The 14,805-nt window shown below is 72.4% G+C and carries 16 protein-coding genes and 1 tRNA gene; 6 read left to right on the top strand and 11 right to left on the bottom strand.

Going from position 1 to position 14,805, the window contains the following annotated elements; all coding sequences use genetic code 11:
- Positions 1 to 92: 92 nt before the first annotated feature.
- Positions 93 to 1,421 carry a VWA domain-containing protein gene (locus ACIQ87_RS24015; protein ID WP_402409944.1) on the top strand — a complete coding sequence of 443 codons (1,329 nt, stop codon included), beginning with the start codon at positions 93 to 95 and terminating at the stop codon, positions 1,419 to 1,421.
- A 2-nt stretch (positions 1,422 to 1,423) separates the two neighbouring features.
- Positions 1,424 to 2,305, top strand: a complete 882-nt coding sequence (locus ACIQ87_RS24010; protein ID WP_402409942.1) for a peptidase — start codon at positions 1,424 to 1,426, stop codon at positions 2,303 to 2,305.
- Between the two features lie 63 nt (positions 2,306 to 2,368).
- Here ACIQ87_RS24010 and ACIQ87_RS24005 read toward each other — a convergent pair whose 3' ends face one another.
- From ACIQ87_RS24005 to ACIQ87_RS23985, 5 genes are all read right to left on the bottom strand, one after another.
- Positions 2,369 to 3,988 (bottom strand): DUF2079 domain-containing protein, encoded by a 1,620-nt coding sequence (locus ACIQ87_RS24005; protein ID WP_402409941.1) that lies wholly within the window; start codon positions 3,986 to 3,988, stop codon positions 2,369 to 2,371.
- Between the two features lie 43 nt (positions 3,989 to 4,031).
- Complete coding sequence (locus ACIQ87_RS24000) at positions 4,032 to 5,222, bottom strand: glycosyltransferase 87 family protein (protein WP_402409940.1); 1,191 nt, start codon at positions 5,220 to 5,222, stop codon at positions 4,032 to 4,034.
- Positions 5,223 to 5,866: 644 nt separating this feature from the next.
- The gene (locus ACIQ87_RS23995; RefSeq protein WP_402409939.1) at positions 5,867 to 6,217 is read right to left on the bottom strand and encodes a hypothetical protein; all 351 of its coding nucleotides are present in this window, start codon (positions 6,215 to 6,217) and stop codon (positions 5,867 to 5,869) included.
- Positions 6,214 to 6,723 (bottom strand): DUF3592 domain-containing protein, encoded by a 510-nt coding sequence (locus ACIQ87_RS23990; RefSeq protein ID WP_402409938.1) that lies wholly within the window; start codon positions 6,721 to 6,723, stop codon positions 6,214 to 6,216. The genes ACIQ87_RS23995 and ACIQ87_RS23990 overlap by 4 nt, the downstream gene beginning before the upstream one ends.
- 125 nt (positions 6,724 to 6,848) lie before the next feature.
- Entirely contained in the window at positions 6,849 to 7,283 is a 435-nt protein-coding gene (locus ACIQ87_RS23985; RefSeq protein WP_402409936.1) for a hypothetical protein, read from the bottom strand.
- A 496-nt stretch (positions 7,284 to 7,779) separates the two neighbouring features.
- On the opposite strand from ACIQ87_RS23985, the gene ACIQ87_RS23980 reads away from it, so the two are divergent.
- On the top strand, positions 7,780 to 8,346 hold the full coding sequence (locus ACIQ87_RS23980) for a hypothetical protein (RefSeq protein ID WP_402409934.1): 567 nt from the start codon (positions 7,780 to 7,782) through the stop codon (positions 8,344 to 8,346).
- A 228-nt stretch (positions 8,347 to 8,574) separates the two neighbouring features.
- Here ACIQ87_RS23980 and ACIQ87_RS23975 read toward each other — a convergent pair whose 3' ends face one another.
- A complete protein-coding gene (locus ACIQ87_RS23975) occupies positions 8,575 to 8,847 on the bottom strand; it encodes a helix-turn-helix domain-containing protein (protein ID WP_402409932.1) in 273 nt (90 codons plus the stop codon).
- A gap of 93 nt (positions 8,848 to 8,940) precedes the next feature.
- On the opposite strand from ACIQ87_RS23975, the gene ACIQ87_RS23970 reads away from it, so the two are divergent.
- The 3 genes from ACIQ87_RS23970 to ACIQ87_RS23960 are packed head-to-tail and all read left to right on the top strand — an operon-like array spanning position 8,941 to position 11,660.
- Entirely contained in the window at positions 8,941 to 9,867 is a 927-nt protein-coding gene (locus ACIQ87_RS23970; protein ID WP_402409930.1) for a hypothetical protein, read from the top strand.
- Complete coding sequence (locus ACIQ87_RS23965; RefSeq protein ID WP_402409929.1) at positions 9,864 to 10,871, top strand: hypothetical protein; 1,008 nt, start codon at positions 9,864 to 9,866, stop codon at positions 10,869 to 10,871. The genes ACIQ87_RS23970 and ACIQ87_RS23965 overlap by 4 nt, the downstream gene beginning before the upstream one ends.
- A 30-nt stretch (positions 10,872 to 10,901) precedes the next feature.
- Positions 10,902 to 11,660, top strand: a complete 759-nt coding sequence (locus ACIQ87_RS23960) for a hypothetical protein (protein WP_402409927.1) — start codon at positions 10,902 to 10,904, stop codon at positions 11,658 to 11,660.
- Positions 11,661 to 11,919: 259 nt separating this feature from the next.
- Here the strand turns inward: ACIQ87_RS23960 and ACIQ87_RS23955 are convergent.
- The 5 genes from ACIQ87_RS23955 to moaC form a co-directional block, all read right to left on the bottom strand.
- Positions 11,920 to 11,993 (bottom strand) — tRNA-Ala (locus ACIQ87_RS23955).
- Positions 11,994 to 12,074: 81 nt separating this feature from the next.
- Positions 12,075 to 13,076: a hypothetical protein gene (locus ACIQ87_RS23950; protein ID WP_402409926.1), complete on the bottom strand. Its 1,002-nt coding sequence runs from the start codon at positions 13,074 to 13,076 to the stop codon at positions 12,075 to 12,077.
- A gap of 150 nt (positions 13,077 to 13,226) precedes the next feature.
- Entirely contained in the window at positions 13,227 to 13,853 is a 627-nt protein-coding gene (locus ACIQ87_RS23945) for a GNAT family N-acetyltransferase (protein ID WP_402410039.1), read from the bottom strand.
- Positions 13,850 to 14,368, bottom strand: coding sequence for a molybdenum cofactor biosynthesis protein B (locus tag ACIQ87_RS23940; protein WP_402409924.1), 519 nt, complete (start codon positions 14,366 to 14,368; stop codon positions 13,850 to 13,852). Before ACIQ87_RS23940 ends, ACIQ87_RS23945 begins: the two co-directional genes overlap by 4 nt.
- A complete protein-coding gene (gene moaC, locus ACIQ87_RS23935; protein ID WP_392874286.1) occupies positions 14,365 to 14,805 on the bottom strand; it encodes a cyclic pyranopterin monophosphate synthase MoaC in 441 nt (146 codons plus the stop codon). The genes ACIQ87_RS23940 and moaC overlap by 4 nt, the downstream gene beginning before the upstream one ends.

Below are 14,805 nucleotides of genomic sequence, written 5' to 3'. Positions count from 1 at the left end.
CATCCGTGCGCCGGAGTTCACGCCGCAGCTGGTCGAGGCACGATCGGGACTCGTTTCGCCATGACGAACTGATGATCCCTAGTATCGGCCGGGTGACTACCGGACGACGACCACAGACCAGGCTCGGCAGCCTGCTGGCGGCCCTGGCGATAACGGGCGCCTCGCTGCTCCTCGGCCTGCCCGCCCACGCCGACGAACCATCAGCCGGGTCCGCTCCCAAGACCAAGGAGGCCCCCCGGGTCGACCTCGTCCTGGACGTCAGCGGCTCCATGCGGGAAGCGGACATCCAGGGCAAGAGCCGCATCGCGGTGGCCCAGCAGTCGCTGAACGAGGTGATCGACGCGCTGCCCGCGGAGACCGAGTTCGGCATCCGCACCCTGGGCGCGACCTACCCCGGCAACGACAAGGCCCTGGGCTGCCAGGACACCAAGCAGCTCTACCCGGTCGGCAAGACCGACAAGGTCGAGGCCAAGACCGCCGTCGCCACCCTGCGGCCCACCGGGTTCACCCCGATCGGGCTGGCGCTGCGCGGCGCCGCCCAGGACCTCGGCAAGGGCGAGACCACCCGCCGCGTGGTGCTGATCACCGACGGCGAGGACACCTGCACCCCGCCCGACCCCTGTGACGTCGCCCGCGAGCTCGCCTCCCAGGGCATCCACCTGGTGGTCGACACCCTGGGCCTGGCCCACGACGACAAGACCCGCCAGCAGCTGCTCTGCATCGCCAACGCGACCGGCGGCACCTACACCGACGTCCGCACCCAGGAGCAGCTCACCGACAAGGTGAAGCAGCTGGTCGACCGCTCCAACGACACCTACACCGTGACCCCGGTCAAGACCACCGGCACCGACAAGTGCGAGAACGCCCCGGTCCTCGCCCCGGGCGTCTACACCGACCGCGAGAAGTTCTCCGAGCACCGCGTCTACAAGGTCCCGGTCAAGTCCGGCCAGGAGCTGCGCGCCTCGGTCAGCGTCGCCCTGGACCGCCCGGTGGCCCGCGACTACGGGGTGCTGCTCCAGGCCACCAGCGCGACCGGCCAGGAGCTGGTCCGCGGCACCGACGCCGGCAGCTCCCGCACCGACGTGGTCTCCACCGGCCTGCGCTGGTCCACCGCCGACTCCAAGGGGTACGTCACCGCGAGCCCCACGGCCTCCAAGGACTCCAAGGACAAGCCGGAGACCACCGTCTGCCTGGTCGTGAGCAACGCGCTGGCCCCGCAGGCCGGCGTCCAGGCCGACCCGGGCATGCCGCTGGAGCTGACCGTCGACCTGGCCTCCGCCTCGCCCGCCCCGGAGGGCGCCGCGATGGGCCTCGGCCGCGGCTGGATCCTGCTGCTCACCCTCACCCTGGCCGGCCTGGCCTTCGGCCTGGTCTTCGGCTGGATCGCGCGCTGGCGGATCTCCGTCTGGAGGGAGAACTGACCATGCGTACGACGATCCGCGGCGCCCTCGCCGCCCTCGCCCTGCTGCCCGCCCTGGCCCTGAGCGCCCTGGGCGCGCCGACCGCCTCGGCCGCCTCGCCCTCCCCCTCGGCCAGTGCGAGCGGCACCCCGGCCCCGGCCACCAAGGCCGGCACCTCCTTCCTGACCGCGGTCAACCTCTCCCCCGGCCAGGACGCCAACGTCGCCGTCTCCACCGGTGACTACCTGTACTGGGCGTTCGGCGCCTCCGAGGGCCAGACCCCGACGATCAGCCTGGCCGTCACCCTGGCCCCCACGGCCGACCGGCACGGCCCGCAGACCTGGTCCGTCGAGGTCTTCGACGGGCTGCGCCGCCGCCAGGCGTGCACCGCCGGCACCCAGAACGCCACCGCCGAGCAGGGCACCGCCTCCCTGGCGCTGGACTGCACCCTGCGCGAGGTCCGCACCTGGGCCGAGCCGTGGTCCGGCGACCCGCTGCCCGGCACCTACTACGTGCGGCTGTCGGTCAGCGACGTCCCGCAGCCCGACCTCGGCCTGGCCTCCGCGGTCAAGCTGCACGTCGCGGCCAAGGGCGACGCCGACAACGCCCAGCCGGAGGGCGGCGAGCTGAAGGCCCCGCTGGTCCCGCCGGCCGGCGGCGGCGCCAGTACGGCCAAGGCGGCCGCCCCGGTGGCGCAGGAGGAGCACTGGTACACCGGCTGGTTCTCCGGCTGGAACAGCCGCTGGTACTGGACGATCGGCGGCGGCTTCCTGGCCGCGCTGGCCGGCGTCCTCGGCTACAACCTGACCCGGCACCCGCACGGCCACCGGCCCGGCCGCTACGGCGCCGTCCCGGCCCAGGGCTCCCACCCGAGCGGCAGCTACACCGGCTCCGACCGCCCCTGAGGCACCCCCGAGAAGCCCGCGGAGGGCCGGCCGGACTCGTTCCGGCCGGCCCTCCGGCGCGTCTCAGCCACGGAACAGGTTGTGCCCCACGTCGGACGGGACCTCGTCCTGGACCGGCTTGCTGTCCGGCCCCGGCACGTGCTCGCCGGGGATCGGCTCGTCGCCCTCCCGGTGCAGCAGCACGACCCCGTCCTCGGCCCACACCTGCCGGTAGCCGTGCGCCAGCAGCAGCCGGATCCGCTCGGCCTGCTCCTTGTCCGTCTTGAACGGGAAGGACCGCTTGTCGCCCCGGGTGAGCACGTACTCGCGCCCGCGCGGTGTGCCGTCCACCAGCACCACGTCCGTCCGGGCGGTCAACCGCGGCGCGATCTGGTTGTCCGCCTCGACGAACGCCCCGTCCGGGATCAGCGCGGCCGCCCGCACCAGCGCCGCCTCGCTCGTCTTGGGCGTCCAGGAGGACGGTACGGCCAGCGGCAGCAGCCCCATCGGCACCGCGGCCAGCAGGGCGATGCCGGCCGCGCCGAGTCCCAGCCGGCGGGCCCGCCGCACGCTCCGCTCGGGCCGCCCCGCGGCGCTCAGCCGGCCCAGCACCTCGATCGCGGCGGTGAGCAGGACCGGCCACAGCAGCGAGTCGTAGTGCCGGGCGATCGACCAGTGGTTGGGGTTGCTGGACAGGATCCGCTCGGCCAGCAGCGGCAGCGCGCACAGCACGGTGGCCGAGCGCAGCGGCAGCAGCAGCGTGGTGCCGAACAGCCAGAGCAGCAGCAACGGCTTGAGCGGCTGGTCGAAGGCGGCCTGCACCAGCAGGAACGGGTCGTGCAGCAGGTTGCGCAGCGCGTCGCCGCCGTCCGTGCCGAGCGAGCCGTAGTTCCAGTAGTAGCCCGGCTCCCCGCCCATCGCCGGGATCAGCCAGGTGATGGCGGCCGCCGAGGCGACCGGCCCGCCCACCAGCAGCCCGAGACCGGTGAGGCGGCCCGCCCGGTCGCCGGTGCGGCGGGTGCGCAGCAGCAGCACCAGGCCGTACGCCCCGACCATCAGACCGAGGTCCTCCTTGGTGCAGCACAGCAGCAGGGCGGCGAGCACCACGGTGCCGTACCGGCGGGCCAGGCCGCGCTCCAGCATCAGCAGGGTCAGCGGCACCGCGAAGGCGACCTCGTGGAAGCCCACCCGGGCGGCCACCAGCAGCGGCCAGCCGAGCCCGTAGACCAGGCCGGCCAGGTCGGCGGCCCGGCGGGCGGTGCGCGGCTCGGCGGCGGCGAAGGCGTGCCCGGCGATCCGCCGGACCAGCGGCACCCCGGCCGCGAACAGCAGCGACTGCCCGATGATCAGCGAACGCGGGTCGTCCCAGATCCAGTACAGCGGCGCGAGCAGCGCCAGCACCGGCGAGAAGTGGTCGCCCAGCAGGGAGAAGCCGGGCGGGAACTCGTGGTGGAAGCTCTTCAGCGTCGAGACGGGCAGCCCGAAGTGGGCGTAGCCGCGCACGCCCTGGTCGAAGATGCCGAGGTCGAAGCCGCCGAGCGACACGGACGTCCAGCCCTGCAGGCCGATGGCGCAGGTCACCGCGAAGCAGAGCGCGGTGAGCAGCGCGGTGCGCCGGGCCGGGCCGAGCAGGACGGCCTCGGCCAGTCGGCGGGCGGCCGGTCCGGCGGCGGCCGGCGGCGGGGGTGCGGTCTGGGTGGTCACGTCGGGTCCGATCCGTCCGGTCTGGGTCCGCGGGTCCGGTCCGTCAGGTCCGGTTCGTCAGGGCGGCCTCGCGGTCCGGCCTGGTGGCGAGTGGGGTCCCGGCGCCGTCCGCGGCCTGCCGCCGGGCGCGGTACAGCCGTACGCCCAGGGTGACCAGGACGGCGATCGCGATCGGTGGGTAGATCGCGCCGGGCAGCTGCCAGTACCAGGCGACGCCGCGGCCCCACCGGTGCGGCACCGTCCACATCACGTGGGAGAGGAACACCAGCAGGGTCAGGCCGAACAGCACCTGCCGGCCCCTGGTCCTGGCCTCCACCGCCAGCAGGGCGAGCAGCGGGACGCACCAGACCCAGTGGTGGGTCCAGCTGATCGGCGAGACCAGCAGCGCGGTGAGCGCGGCGCAGACCGCGCCCCAGGCGTCGGCCCGGCGCAGCATCCGCGTCGAGCGTCCGGCCAGCACCGCCACCCCGAGCCCGAGGGCCGCGACCAGCGCCGAGGCGACGAGCCCGACCGGGCCCGGGTCGTTGACGTCGAGCAGCCGGCAGACGGCGCCGCGCAGCGACTGGTTATCCACCAGGACGGTCACGCCGACCCGGCTCGGGTCCCAGAGGTAGGTGGTCCAGAACCCCCACGAGGCGTCCGGCAGCGCGGCCCAGCCGATCAGGCCCGCCGCCAGGAAGGTGCCGGCCGAGACCAGGGCGGCCCTGACCCTGCCGGTCAGGAACAGGTAGACGGCGAACAGGCCCGGGGTGATCTTGATGGCGGTGGCCAGGCCGATCCCCACGCCCTTGAGGCGGTGGCCGTCCGGGCGGGTCAGGTCCCACAGGACCAGGCAGAGGATGCCGAGGTTGACCTGGCCGTACTGGAAGGTCGTGAAGACCGGCTCCAGCCAGATGCCGAGGCCGGTCGCCAGGATCACCACGGCCGCGCGGTGCTGCCTGGGCCAGCCGGCCAGCTTGAGCGACAGGTGGACGGCCGCGGCGAGCAGCGCGTAGTTGAGGAGCATCACCAGGACGCGCAGGGTGCTCACGTCGAACCAGGTGCTCGGCACGAAGAGCATCGCCGCGAACGGGGGGTAGGTGGCCGGCAGGTCCCAGCCGGGCAGCCGCATCGCGTACAGGTCCTCGCCGCGGACGACGGCCTCGCCCTCGGCCCGGTAGACCAGCATGTCGACCATGGTGGCCCCGTGGGTGTGCCGGAACCAGGCGAACACCGCCAGTGACACCGCCGCCACACAGGCCGCCGGGAGGGTCCAGGAATTCGGTCTTCCGGTTTCCGCTGCGCCGCCGGACCCATCCGGGCCCGTCTGCCGCCCCCACCGTTTCAGACCGAACTCGCGCACCGCGATGGCACCCCGTCGAGATAGACCAGATCGTTCCCTCGTCAGCGTCTGGGCCCACCCACCATAACCGACCCCTCCGAGCCCCAAACCGCGTCAGAAACCGGCCCGGAAGGGTGATGTGACCTCCCCCACAGCCACCCTGGAAACGGCCCCGGCCGTGGACCCGGGGCCCAAAACACGAAATCCCGCCGGGAGTTGCCTCCCGGCGGGATTTCGTCGACCGACCGGAGTCGATCTGTTGGGTGGGCCGTTCACGAGTACAGCTGACCAGGGGCGGTTTCGGCCCCGCGGAGATCGCTTCCCACGCCGCTGAAGATCGCTTCCCGATTCGGCCGCCCGCCTTCACCCGGGTGGCGAGGGTCACACGGGTAGGGCGCCGGCCGGGTGACCGTGGCGTCTGGGCCCACCCACAGCTCGAAAGCGGCGACCGACTCCTCCTTCGGCCGGACACTTGTGTCCGGCTCGGCATCCTCGCCGGTGGCCCGGGGTGGGTCGACGGTCCGAGCGGGCGCTTGTCCGCGCCAGGGACACGGACATCAGAGCGATTCGATCCAGGACGCGAAGTCCGTGGACTCGACGTCGAAGTCCGCGGGATCCAGATCGCCCAGGTCGGAGGAGAACACGGCGGAGTCCGGATCGTCGGCACGCAGGAGGAACCCGCGGCCGCCGCTGTCGTCGCCGATGAGGATGAAACCCGGTGCGTACTGTCCGACCTCGTGGGTGGTGTTGCGTTCGCCGATGCACCCGGCCGAGTAGACGGCCACGCCGGTTCCGGTGAGCAGACCGTCCCTCACGTTCCACAGGGCCAGTAGCGGAGCCGGCAGGCCGAGCGGAATCTCGGACCGGGCTCGCGCCACATCGGCCGGCGTGGCCGCTGTCGCGCTCATGCCCGCCTCATCCGACCTCGCAGCCGCAGGTACCAGGCGAGAGCCGCGGTCCCGGCGAGCAGCATGACCACGGAAGCCACCAGGGCGAGCCAGTCCAGCGCGTTCCGGACGAGGGTGTTCCAGAAGCCGATGCTCGAAGGAAGGGCGACAAGCCCGGTGTCCTGCGGGTCGTACACGACGGTGACGCTCTGGCCCTTCTCGATGTCGCTCGTCACGTAAGCCAGCTGCGCTTCGACGGTGCGTCCGTCGGATGCCGCGAAGCGCACCCGGCACTGGGAGTTGGCAGAGGTGGAACCGTCACCATTGGTGCCTGCTGACACGCACTCCGTGACGACTCCCCGGACGTGTACACCCCGACCGTTGAGGACCGATTCCACGTGAGTGTCGTGCGGTATGAGGTACGTCACCGCCAGGACGAACAGCAGCAGCCCGCACCCGAGCATGGTCATGGACGCACGCCCCAGAGCTCGGTGGTAACTGCGCACGAAGGTCGGTACCGCGTCCATGCGTCTCCCCCTCGGAGCTGTTGTTTCCGGCTCAGCGCCGGTGCCGGGGATCGGCTCGGTGAGGGTGGCGTACCCGCGCGGATACCGGCACCAGCCGGAAGGCGGCGAGGCCGTCCCGGAACCGGCTACGGAGCCGTCACGTCGCCGCCGCCGAGGAAGTCGAACATCTCGCCCAGGAAGTCGGCGAGTGCCTTTTCCTCGCTGTACCAGGGCGGATCGGTGGAGCCGTCGTTCACGCGTTGCCACACCTGGGGGTCCGGTTCTCCGAGGTCCTCGACACGGAATCCCCAGGAGACGACGTCCTGGTTCTCGTGCGCGAACACGAGATGCCCGTCTTCGGTGCAGAGCGCTTCGATCGGCACGAACTCGTGGTAGCCGTTCAGCAGTTCCACGCAGGCGCCTGCGGCCAGGTAGAAGCTGCGCAGCGATACGGGGAGGGCTTGGCCGATTCGCGCCTCGGCCGTCTCCACATCGAATGAGGAAAGACCATCAGATGCCTGCCACGGCCGGCGAAGATAGCGTTCCGGAAGCTGTCGGAACTCTGCACTGGGGTGCTCCATCGCCCCAGCCTATGGGACACGGCGCCTCCCGGAGCCGGATGGTGAGCACATGGTGTCCGGGGTGCTGGTCGCCCCGCACTCCGGGGCCGGGTGAAGCTGCCAGACGAGCAGCTGAGGAACTGGGGCTGCCGTCCGGGGTGGTCGGCCAAGCCGTGTTCCCGCGAAACTCCAGACGGCCCCGCCGGCCGGCAAGCCATGGCCGACGGCCTGGCAACCCCGACGGGCCGGGCCCAAGACCGCAGCGCAGCGACGCAGTCGCTACCTGGGCTGGGCCGCTGGTCTCGGCATCAGGCGGTTACGGTTGCCGACTCCGACCTACGTCGTCTGGCGTCTTTCTCTCCCAAGTGCCAGACATGGTTGGGCGTTTGCCTGCCTGACGTGTCTGGCATTCCCTACGATGTCTGCGGTCGCACTGGTGCGCCGGGACGTCTCGGGAGGGCGTATGGGATCCGTGGGAACGGATGAGGCCGCTGCGGCTCCGGGGCTTCGGACCGCCGTGGAGTTCTACAGCGCCAAGACCGATCGGCTGCGACGGCGGCAAGTGGAACTGGAGGCGGAACTCGCGCTGGTCCACGCCGAGTTGGAAAGGGCCAGTGGTGCCCGGGACCAGTTGGCGGAGGTGCTCGCCGAGATCACGGACGGCACCGCGGATTCATTCCTGGGTCCCGATCCGGCCGAGGCCGCCCCCGCGCCGACGCCGGAGGCCGACGAATCCGGATCTGCCTGGCCGCCGAGCCGGCCAGCCGTCGCAAGCCAGCAGGCCGCGAGCCGAACGCTGTCCGGTCCCGGTGGTGGCCGTGACGGCGGCACGGGGAGGGCGAGGTCCGGGGAGAGGATGCAAGCGATCCTGCAGATCCTGGTCACAGCGGCGCGGCCGATGCGGGTGCGGGACATCACCGAGGCGCTGGGCCGGCCGGTGAGCGGCCATGAAGGCCGGGCGCCGATCGAGACGACCCGCTCGATGTGCAAGCGGCTGGTGAAGAACGGCAGGGCCGTTGAGGGCCCTGCCGGCGTCTTCGCTGTCGCCCGCGCCGAGGAGCCGTACGCGAAGGGGGCCGCCTGACGACGCGCCCTTCATAGAGGTGTTCCCTCCTCCCCTGGCAGGGAGGAGGGAACCGGTTCCGTCGCGGTTGCTGCCTCTTCGGAACCTTCACGTGGGCCCTATCAAGTGGTTCACGCACCCCCGAGCGTAGAGGAAGCCCGCTGACCTCGGGGGGTGCGTGGCCTATTTCGTCGTTCCCGGGACACTGCCCCGGGGACGGAAAGGCCGTTCACCATGCGCGATGCGCGTTCAGCCGCGGTGCGGATACAGCGGCACGGCGAGGAAGTTCTCCAGGCGGGCGACGGTCGCGACGTCCGGCCAGGACCTCCCCGCCAGCAGGTCGGCGATCGCCTGCCGGTTCACCCCGGATCCGGAAGCGGCCTGACGCAGGCTCGTCCCCTTGGCGGCAAGAGCCTCGGCAAGGCGGCGGGAGATCTCCCGCACCACCTCCGCCCCGACATCCCCGCAGGCCAGACGGGGCCAGGCTTCCGGATCCTCGGTCAGCTCCCGAGGGGGGCGCACGCGGGCGCTTCCGCCGACCATACTCGCACCATCCTGTCCATCGAAGTGGATCAATCGCCTGACGGCTGCTTGACCAGCCGGTATTCGTGGAGCGTGGTCCTTGATCCAGACACCTCCGCGAAGATCGCCCGCTACCGGCCCCGCCAGGCCCAGCCCGCCTGGGACGACGTCGCGCCGCTGGTTCGGTCGATCGTCGCCGCCACCGTCATGGCGGTGCCCTACGACGTCGAGCGGCTGCTGCACGTCACATCCGCTCTGGCCCTGTGGGCCGAGGCGAGCGGCCTGCCGCGCGATCCGGACACCTGGCTGCGGGGCGAGGTCATCGACGCCTACGTCCTGTCCCGGGCGGGATCGGTCGCGCCGACCACGGTGCAGACCTACCGCACCTGGCTGCGGCGCGTACGCGACGCGCTGGCCTGGACCGACCGGGGCGAGCCCGTCCCGCCCAGGCTTCACGCGCCCGCAAACCCGCAAGAACCCTATAGTGCACAGGAGTTGACGGGGCTGTGGCACTGGGCGGGCCGCCTGCGCGGCCAGCAGCGAACTGACGCTCTCGCCCTGATGGCCCTGGGGGCGGGCTGCGGGCTGATGCCCAGGGAAGTTGCCGCCACCCGTGGCCCGGACCTCCGCAGTGAGGGCCGCGGGCATCCGCTGGTGCACACCGGCGTCACTCGCTCTCCCGTGGTCGCCCGTGCCGACTGGGAGGACGTCCTGGCCGAGATCGTCGAACTGGCGGGCGGCGGCTACCTGTTCCGCCCGCGCAGAACCGCGCCCTACGCCAAGAACCTCATCAGCGGCTGGTCGCTGCTGCACCGGCCCACCGGCGGGCTGCCACCACTGTCGGCTGGAAGGCTGCGGGCCAGCTGGATCGTCGACCTCATGACGGCCCGTATCGACCACGCCCTGATCGCCAAGGCCGCGGGGCTCGCCTCCGCCGCCTCCCTCGCCCGCTACCAGCACTTCGTCCCGCCACTCGACGACGCCACCGCGGCCCGGCTCCTGCGCGGCCGCCCGGCGTGAGCCTGCCGCGCTCGTGGCGCGATCCCGAGAAGATCAGACCCTGCCGGCCGCGGCCGGTCACCGACGCGCCCGCACAGATCGCGGACTCGAAAGTCGGCCAGCTCGACTTCCTGCTCCACCGCTCCGGCGCCCTGGAGCTCATCGACGGCGAGCTCCAGGGCCGCCCCGGACCGGAGGGCCTGCCCGTCCGCACGGTGCTGGTGGGCCTGCTGCTGGCCCTGCACTACAACGCGAGCGCGAGCCTGGCGGACGCCTGCCGAATCCTGCTCGACCAGCTCACCCCCACCGCCCGCACCTGGCTCGGCGTCCCCGACTTCGACCGCACGGACGACTGGGCGCGGATCGCGTTCTCCCGCCGCCTCTACCGGTCCTTCGACCGCCTGACCACCGCCCTCGACCCTGCCCGGTGCGATCGCAGGCGCCGCCTGCCGCTGGCCGAGGCCGGCGAGTACGCCGCCGCCTGGGAGGACGACGACGCCGAGCACGTACGCCGCCGGGCCCTGCTGCAGGAGATCAGCGACCGCCTCGTACTGATCACGGTCCGACTCGCTCAGCGCCGGGGCCACCTGCAGAACTGGCGCGGAGACATCGGCGTCGACACCACCTCGGTGCCGGCCTGGCACCACCCGGCCAGCCACCGGCGAGAGCTCGCGTCCGTCGAGACCACGGCCGGCTGGCACTTCAGCGGCGGCAGCGATGAAGGGATCTTCGGGCACAGCGCGACGCTCCTGGTCGCCGCCAGCCGTCGTCATCCCGCCGGGCGCGCGAACGCCGGCCGGCGGGTCGGCAAGCACCCCCAGCTCGCCCTCGGCCTGGTGCTGGACACGCCCGGCAAGCGCGTCGGCCCCAACGCCGTCCACGCGCTGAACGCCCTGTCCCCTCTGGGCCTGCCGATTGGGCTGCTGGCCGCCGACCGTGCCTACACCGACCAGCGAAGCGAGCACTTCCAGCAGCCCGCACGGCGGCTCGGCTACCAGCTCGCCCTCGACTACAAACAGGAATAGCGCGGCGTCCAGGGAACCCACCTGGGCGCGATGCTCGTCGACGGCACCCTCGCCTGTCCGTGCATGCCCGAGGCGCTCGCCACCGCGACCACCGGCCTGGACGACAAGGCCGCCCGTGACCTCGACGACAAGCTGGAAGAACGCCTCGCCACGCGGGAGCCGTACTTCCTCAAACTCAAACAGGGCCCCGCCCCGAACGGCACCGTCCGCCTTCAATGCCCCGCGGCCGGCCCGTCCCCGGCAGTCTCCTGCCCGCGTTTCAACCGACTGCACCGGCCCGACGCCGAACCCCCGGCAGTCGTCGACCTGACCAACGCCCGCTCCACCGCCGCCCACGCATCGGCGAAGCCCACCGTCCAGATCAGCCCCGCCGAGCGCCTGCGGCCACCGCCCGCATCCCAGCTGCCGAGAATCTGCCGCAAGCCGACGATCACCGTCCACCCCGGCGACCTCGGAAAACTCGACAAGTTCCGCCAGGACCGGCACTACCTCAGCCCCGACTGGCACGACGCCTACAAGCCGATCCGAGCCCACAACGAAGGCCTCAACGGCCGTGCCAAGGGCCACCGCATCGACATCGCCGACCCCAAGAGGCGCCTCGCCCACGGCCGAGTCGCCCAGAGCATCCTGCTCGCCCTGATGATCTGCATGATCAACCTGCAGATTCTCCACGACTGGACCCGCAGCAACAGCACCGAACCCACCGCAGGCGACAGCGAGCAGGCCGAACACGACGGCCTGACGCCGATCCCACTCACCACCAACGGACTTCCCCCACCGCCCGACTAACGAGACGTCCGCCCGAGTCCTGAAGAGTCCAACCCCCAGCCGCCGTTGGTCCCTGGCCCAGCGGCGGCCCCGGCACGCCTCCCGCACCTCGGACCACCCCCGAACCGCCGCCGCAGACCGCCGAATGCCACACCCCGGGGCCCACCGGGTCAGATACCGCCTCGAACAGGCCCCCACAACGCAGAGATCCCGCCCGATCACAAGGATCAGGCGGGATCTCGTGACCATTCACGAGCAGAACTCGTGAACAGTCGTTGGGTGGAGCTGAGGGGATTCGAACCCCTGACCCCCTCGATGCGAACGAGGTGCGCTACCGGACTGCGCCACAGCCCCAACGAGAAGAAACTCTAGCACCTTTCGGAGGGGGTCCGTGACCACCCCCCGGTTCGCGGTGCCGACGGGGGGTGGCCCTGGTCATTCGTTGGCCGCGCGCGGGCGCGACTCGGGAGCCTGCGGCTCGGCGTACTGGTCGAACAGCGGGGTCTTGCGGGGCTCCGCGGGGCGGCCCGCCGTCCAGGTGCCGGGGGACGACAGGTCGAGGCCGCGGGAGACCCTGGGGGCGACCGGGGCGGTCACGTAGGTCGGCAGCGGGACGGGCACCGGCTCCCAGGAGTCCGGGCCGGCCGCACCGCGCTCGCGCATGCCGTCGACCCACTCCTCGTGCTCCGTCGCCTCCGCCACCGCGGAGGCGGAGGGCACCGAGACGGTGGGCTGCTCAGGGTCCGCCGCCAGCCGCAGGTGCGCACGGCGCGCGGCGCGCTCCCCGACGGGCGGGGCCGGGGCCGGCTCCGCGGCGACGGGGGCCTCGGCCGGGGCCTCGCCGGGCACCGGGGCCGCGGCGCGCTGCTGCTCGCGCTTGCGCAGCCGCTCGGCCGCCTGGGCGGCCCGGACCCGGTCGAGCTTCACCTCGTACCGCTGGCGCTCCAGCTTGCGCAGGTGGCCGATGTACACGGTGAGGAGGACCGCCGGGACGGCCGGGACCCAGAGGAAGGCCAGTCCGGCCACTGCGGCGACCACCGCGCCGAGCGCGAAGGAGAGGAAGAGGGCGGTGACCATCCGCCGCCGGCGGGCCAGCAGCAGCGCCCGGCGTTCGACTCCGGCCCGCGGCTCGGGGGCCGGCCGTTCGACCGGGCGCTGCGCCGGGGGTTCGGGCTCCCGCGCGGGGTCGCCGGAGGCGGTCGCGTCCCGTTCGGGAGGACCGTCGTTGCTCTGCTCGTCGTCACGCGGTTCGTCGCCCAGGGCCCGGGCTGCCCGCCGCTCCAGCGCCGAACGCCCGGCCAGCAGGCGGATGGCGGTGCTGAAGCGTTCCGTCGGGCGCGCCTCGTTGAGTTCGTCCTGCCTGCGGAGCCACATCGGCACCAGATAGGCGGCCCAGGCCCCTACGATGACGGCGTAGATAAGGCCGCTACTGCTCACGATTCACACCGTACGGGCGCCGGGGAAGGCCTGGCAGCAATTTGGCACGGCGTGTCGTGTGATCAAGCTGATTCTCCGACTATTTTGCCGCTGTTTGTGGGGGTCCGGTGCCCCTCCGATGCCATATCGATATTTGTTTCGAACATATATTCAATTACCTCGACGGCGCCCGGAACTGAGCGCCCGCCAGCGCTCCAGCATCCCCTCCGGGACCTCCTCGTCGGTCAACGCGTAGACGAGGTGGTCGCGCCAGTCGCCGTCGATGTGGAGATAGCGCGGACGGATTCCCTCCGAGCGGAAGCCGAGCTTTTCCACCACCCGTCGGCTCGGGGCGTTCTCCGGACGGATGCAGACCTCGATCCGGTGCAGCCCGAGCGTGCGGAAGCAGTGGTCCACCGAAAGCGCCACGGCGGTCGGGATGATGCCGCGGCCGGCCACCGCCTCGTCCACCCAGTACCCGATGTTGGCCGAGCACATCGACCCCCAGGTGATCCCGCCGACGGTCAACTGGCCGACCAGCCGGCCCTTGTGGACCACGACGAAGGGCAGCATCCGGCCGGCCGAGGCCTCGCCGCGCAGGAAGCGGACCATCTGCCGGTACGTCGGCCGGGGGCCGGCCACCCGACCCGCCGGGCCGGGCGGGACGGTGGCCTCCCAGCGGCGCAACCAGTCCCGGTTGCGGCGGCTGACCTCCTGCCACTCGCGCTGGTCGCGGGCCCGGATCGGGCGCAGCACGACCTCCCCCTCCTGGAGTTCTACCGGCCAACCGGCGTTCAGTGCGCTCTCCCGGGTGCTGGGGCGTCGGTCCGGGGGTGGTCCCCGCCGCCGAGCTGGTCGACGGCGTGGGCGAGCAGCGGCTCCAGGACGGCCAGGCCGTCCCTGACGCCGCCGGTCGAGCCCGGCAGGTTGACGATCAGGGTACGTCCGGCGAGCCCGGCGAGCCCGCGGGAGAGCGCCGAGGTCGGCACCTTCTCCCGGCCGTACGCGCGGACCGCCTCGGCGATGCCGGGGACCTGACGGTCGATCACCCGGGCGGTCATCTCGGGAGTGAGGTCCATCGGCGAGATGCCGGTGCCGCCGGTGGTCAGCACCACGTCGTAGCCGGCCGCGACGGCCTCGCGCAGCACGGCCTCCACCGGCTCGCCGTCCGGGACGACCCGGGGGCCGTCGGCGGTGAAGCCCATCGCGGTCAGTCCGGCCACCAGCAGCGGGCCGCCCCGGTCCTCGTAGACCCCGGCCGCGGCCCGGTTCGACACGGTGACGGCCAGCGCCCTCCCGGCCGGGGCCGTCATGCGTCCACCTCCGGGGCGAACCAGTCGCCGCTCTTGCCACCGGTCTTGCTCAGCACCCGGACGGACTCGATCGTGGCGGCCTTGTCCACCGCCTTGACCATGTCGACGACGGTCAGCCCGGCCACCGCGACGGCGGTCAGCGCCTCCATCTCGACGCCGGTGCGGTCGGCGGTCTTCACGGTGGCGGTGATCTCGACCGCGTCGTCCGCGACGGCGAGGTCGACCTTGACGCCGGAGACCGCGATCGGGTGGCAGAGCGGGATCAGGTCCGGGGTCTTCTTGGCACCCATGATCCCGGCGATCCTGGCCACCGCGAGGGCGTCGCCCTTGGGCACGCCCTCGCCGCGCAGCAGCTCGACCACCTGCGGGGAGACCCGCACCCGGCCGGCCGCCACGGCGGTGCGCGCGGTGGTGGCCTTCTCGGAGACGTCGACCAT

Origin of the sequence: Kitasatospora sp. NPDC096204, from assembly GCF_044763205.1 — a bacterium.
Classification (GTDB): Bacteria; Actinomycetota; Actinomycetes; order Streptomycetales; family Streptomycetaceae; genus Kitasatospora.
This window is presented reverse-complemented; position numbering and strand designations above follow the sequence as displayed.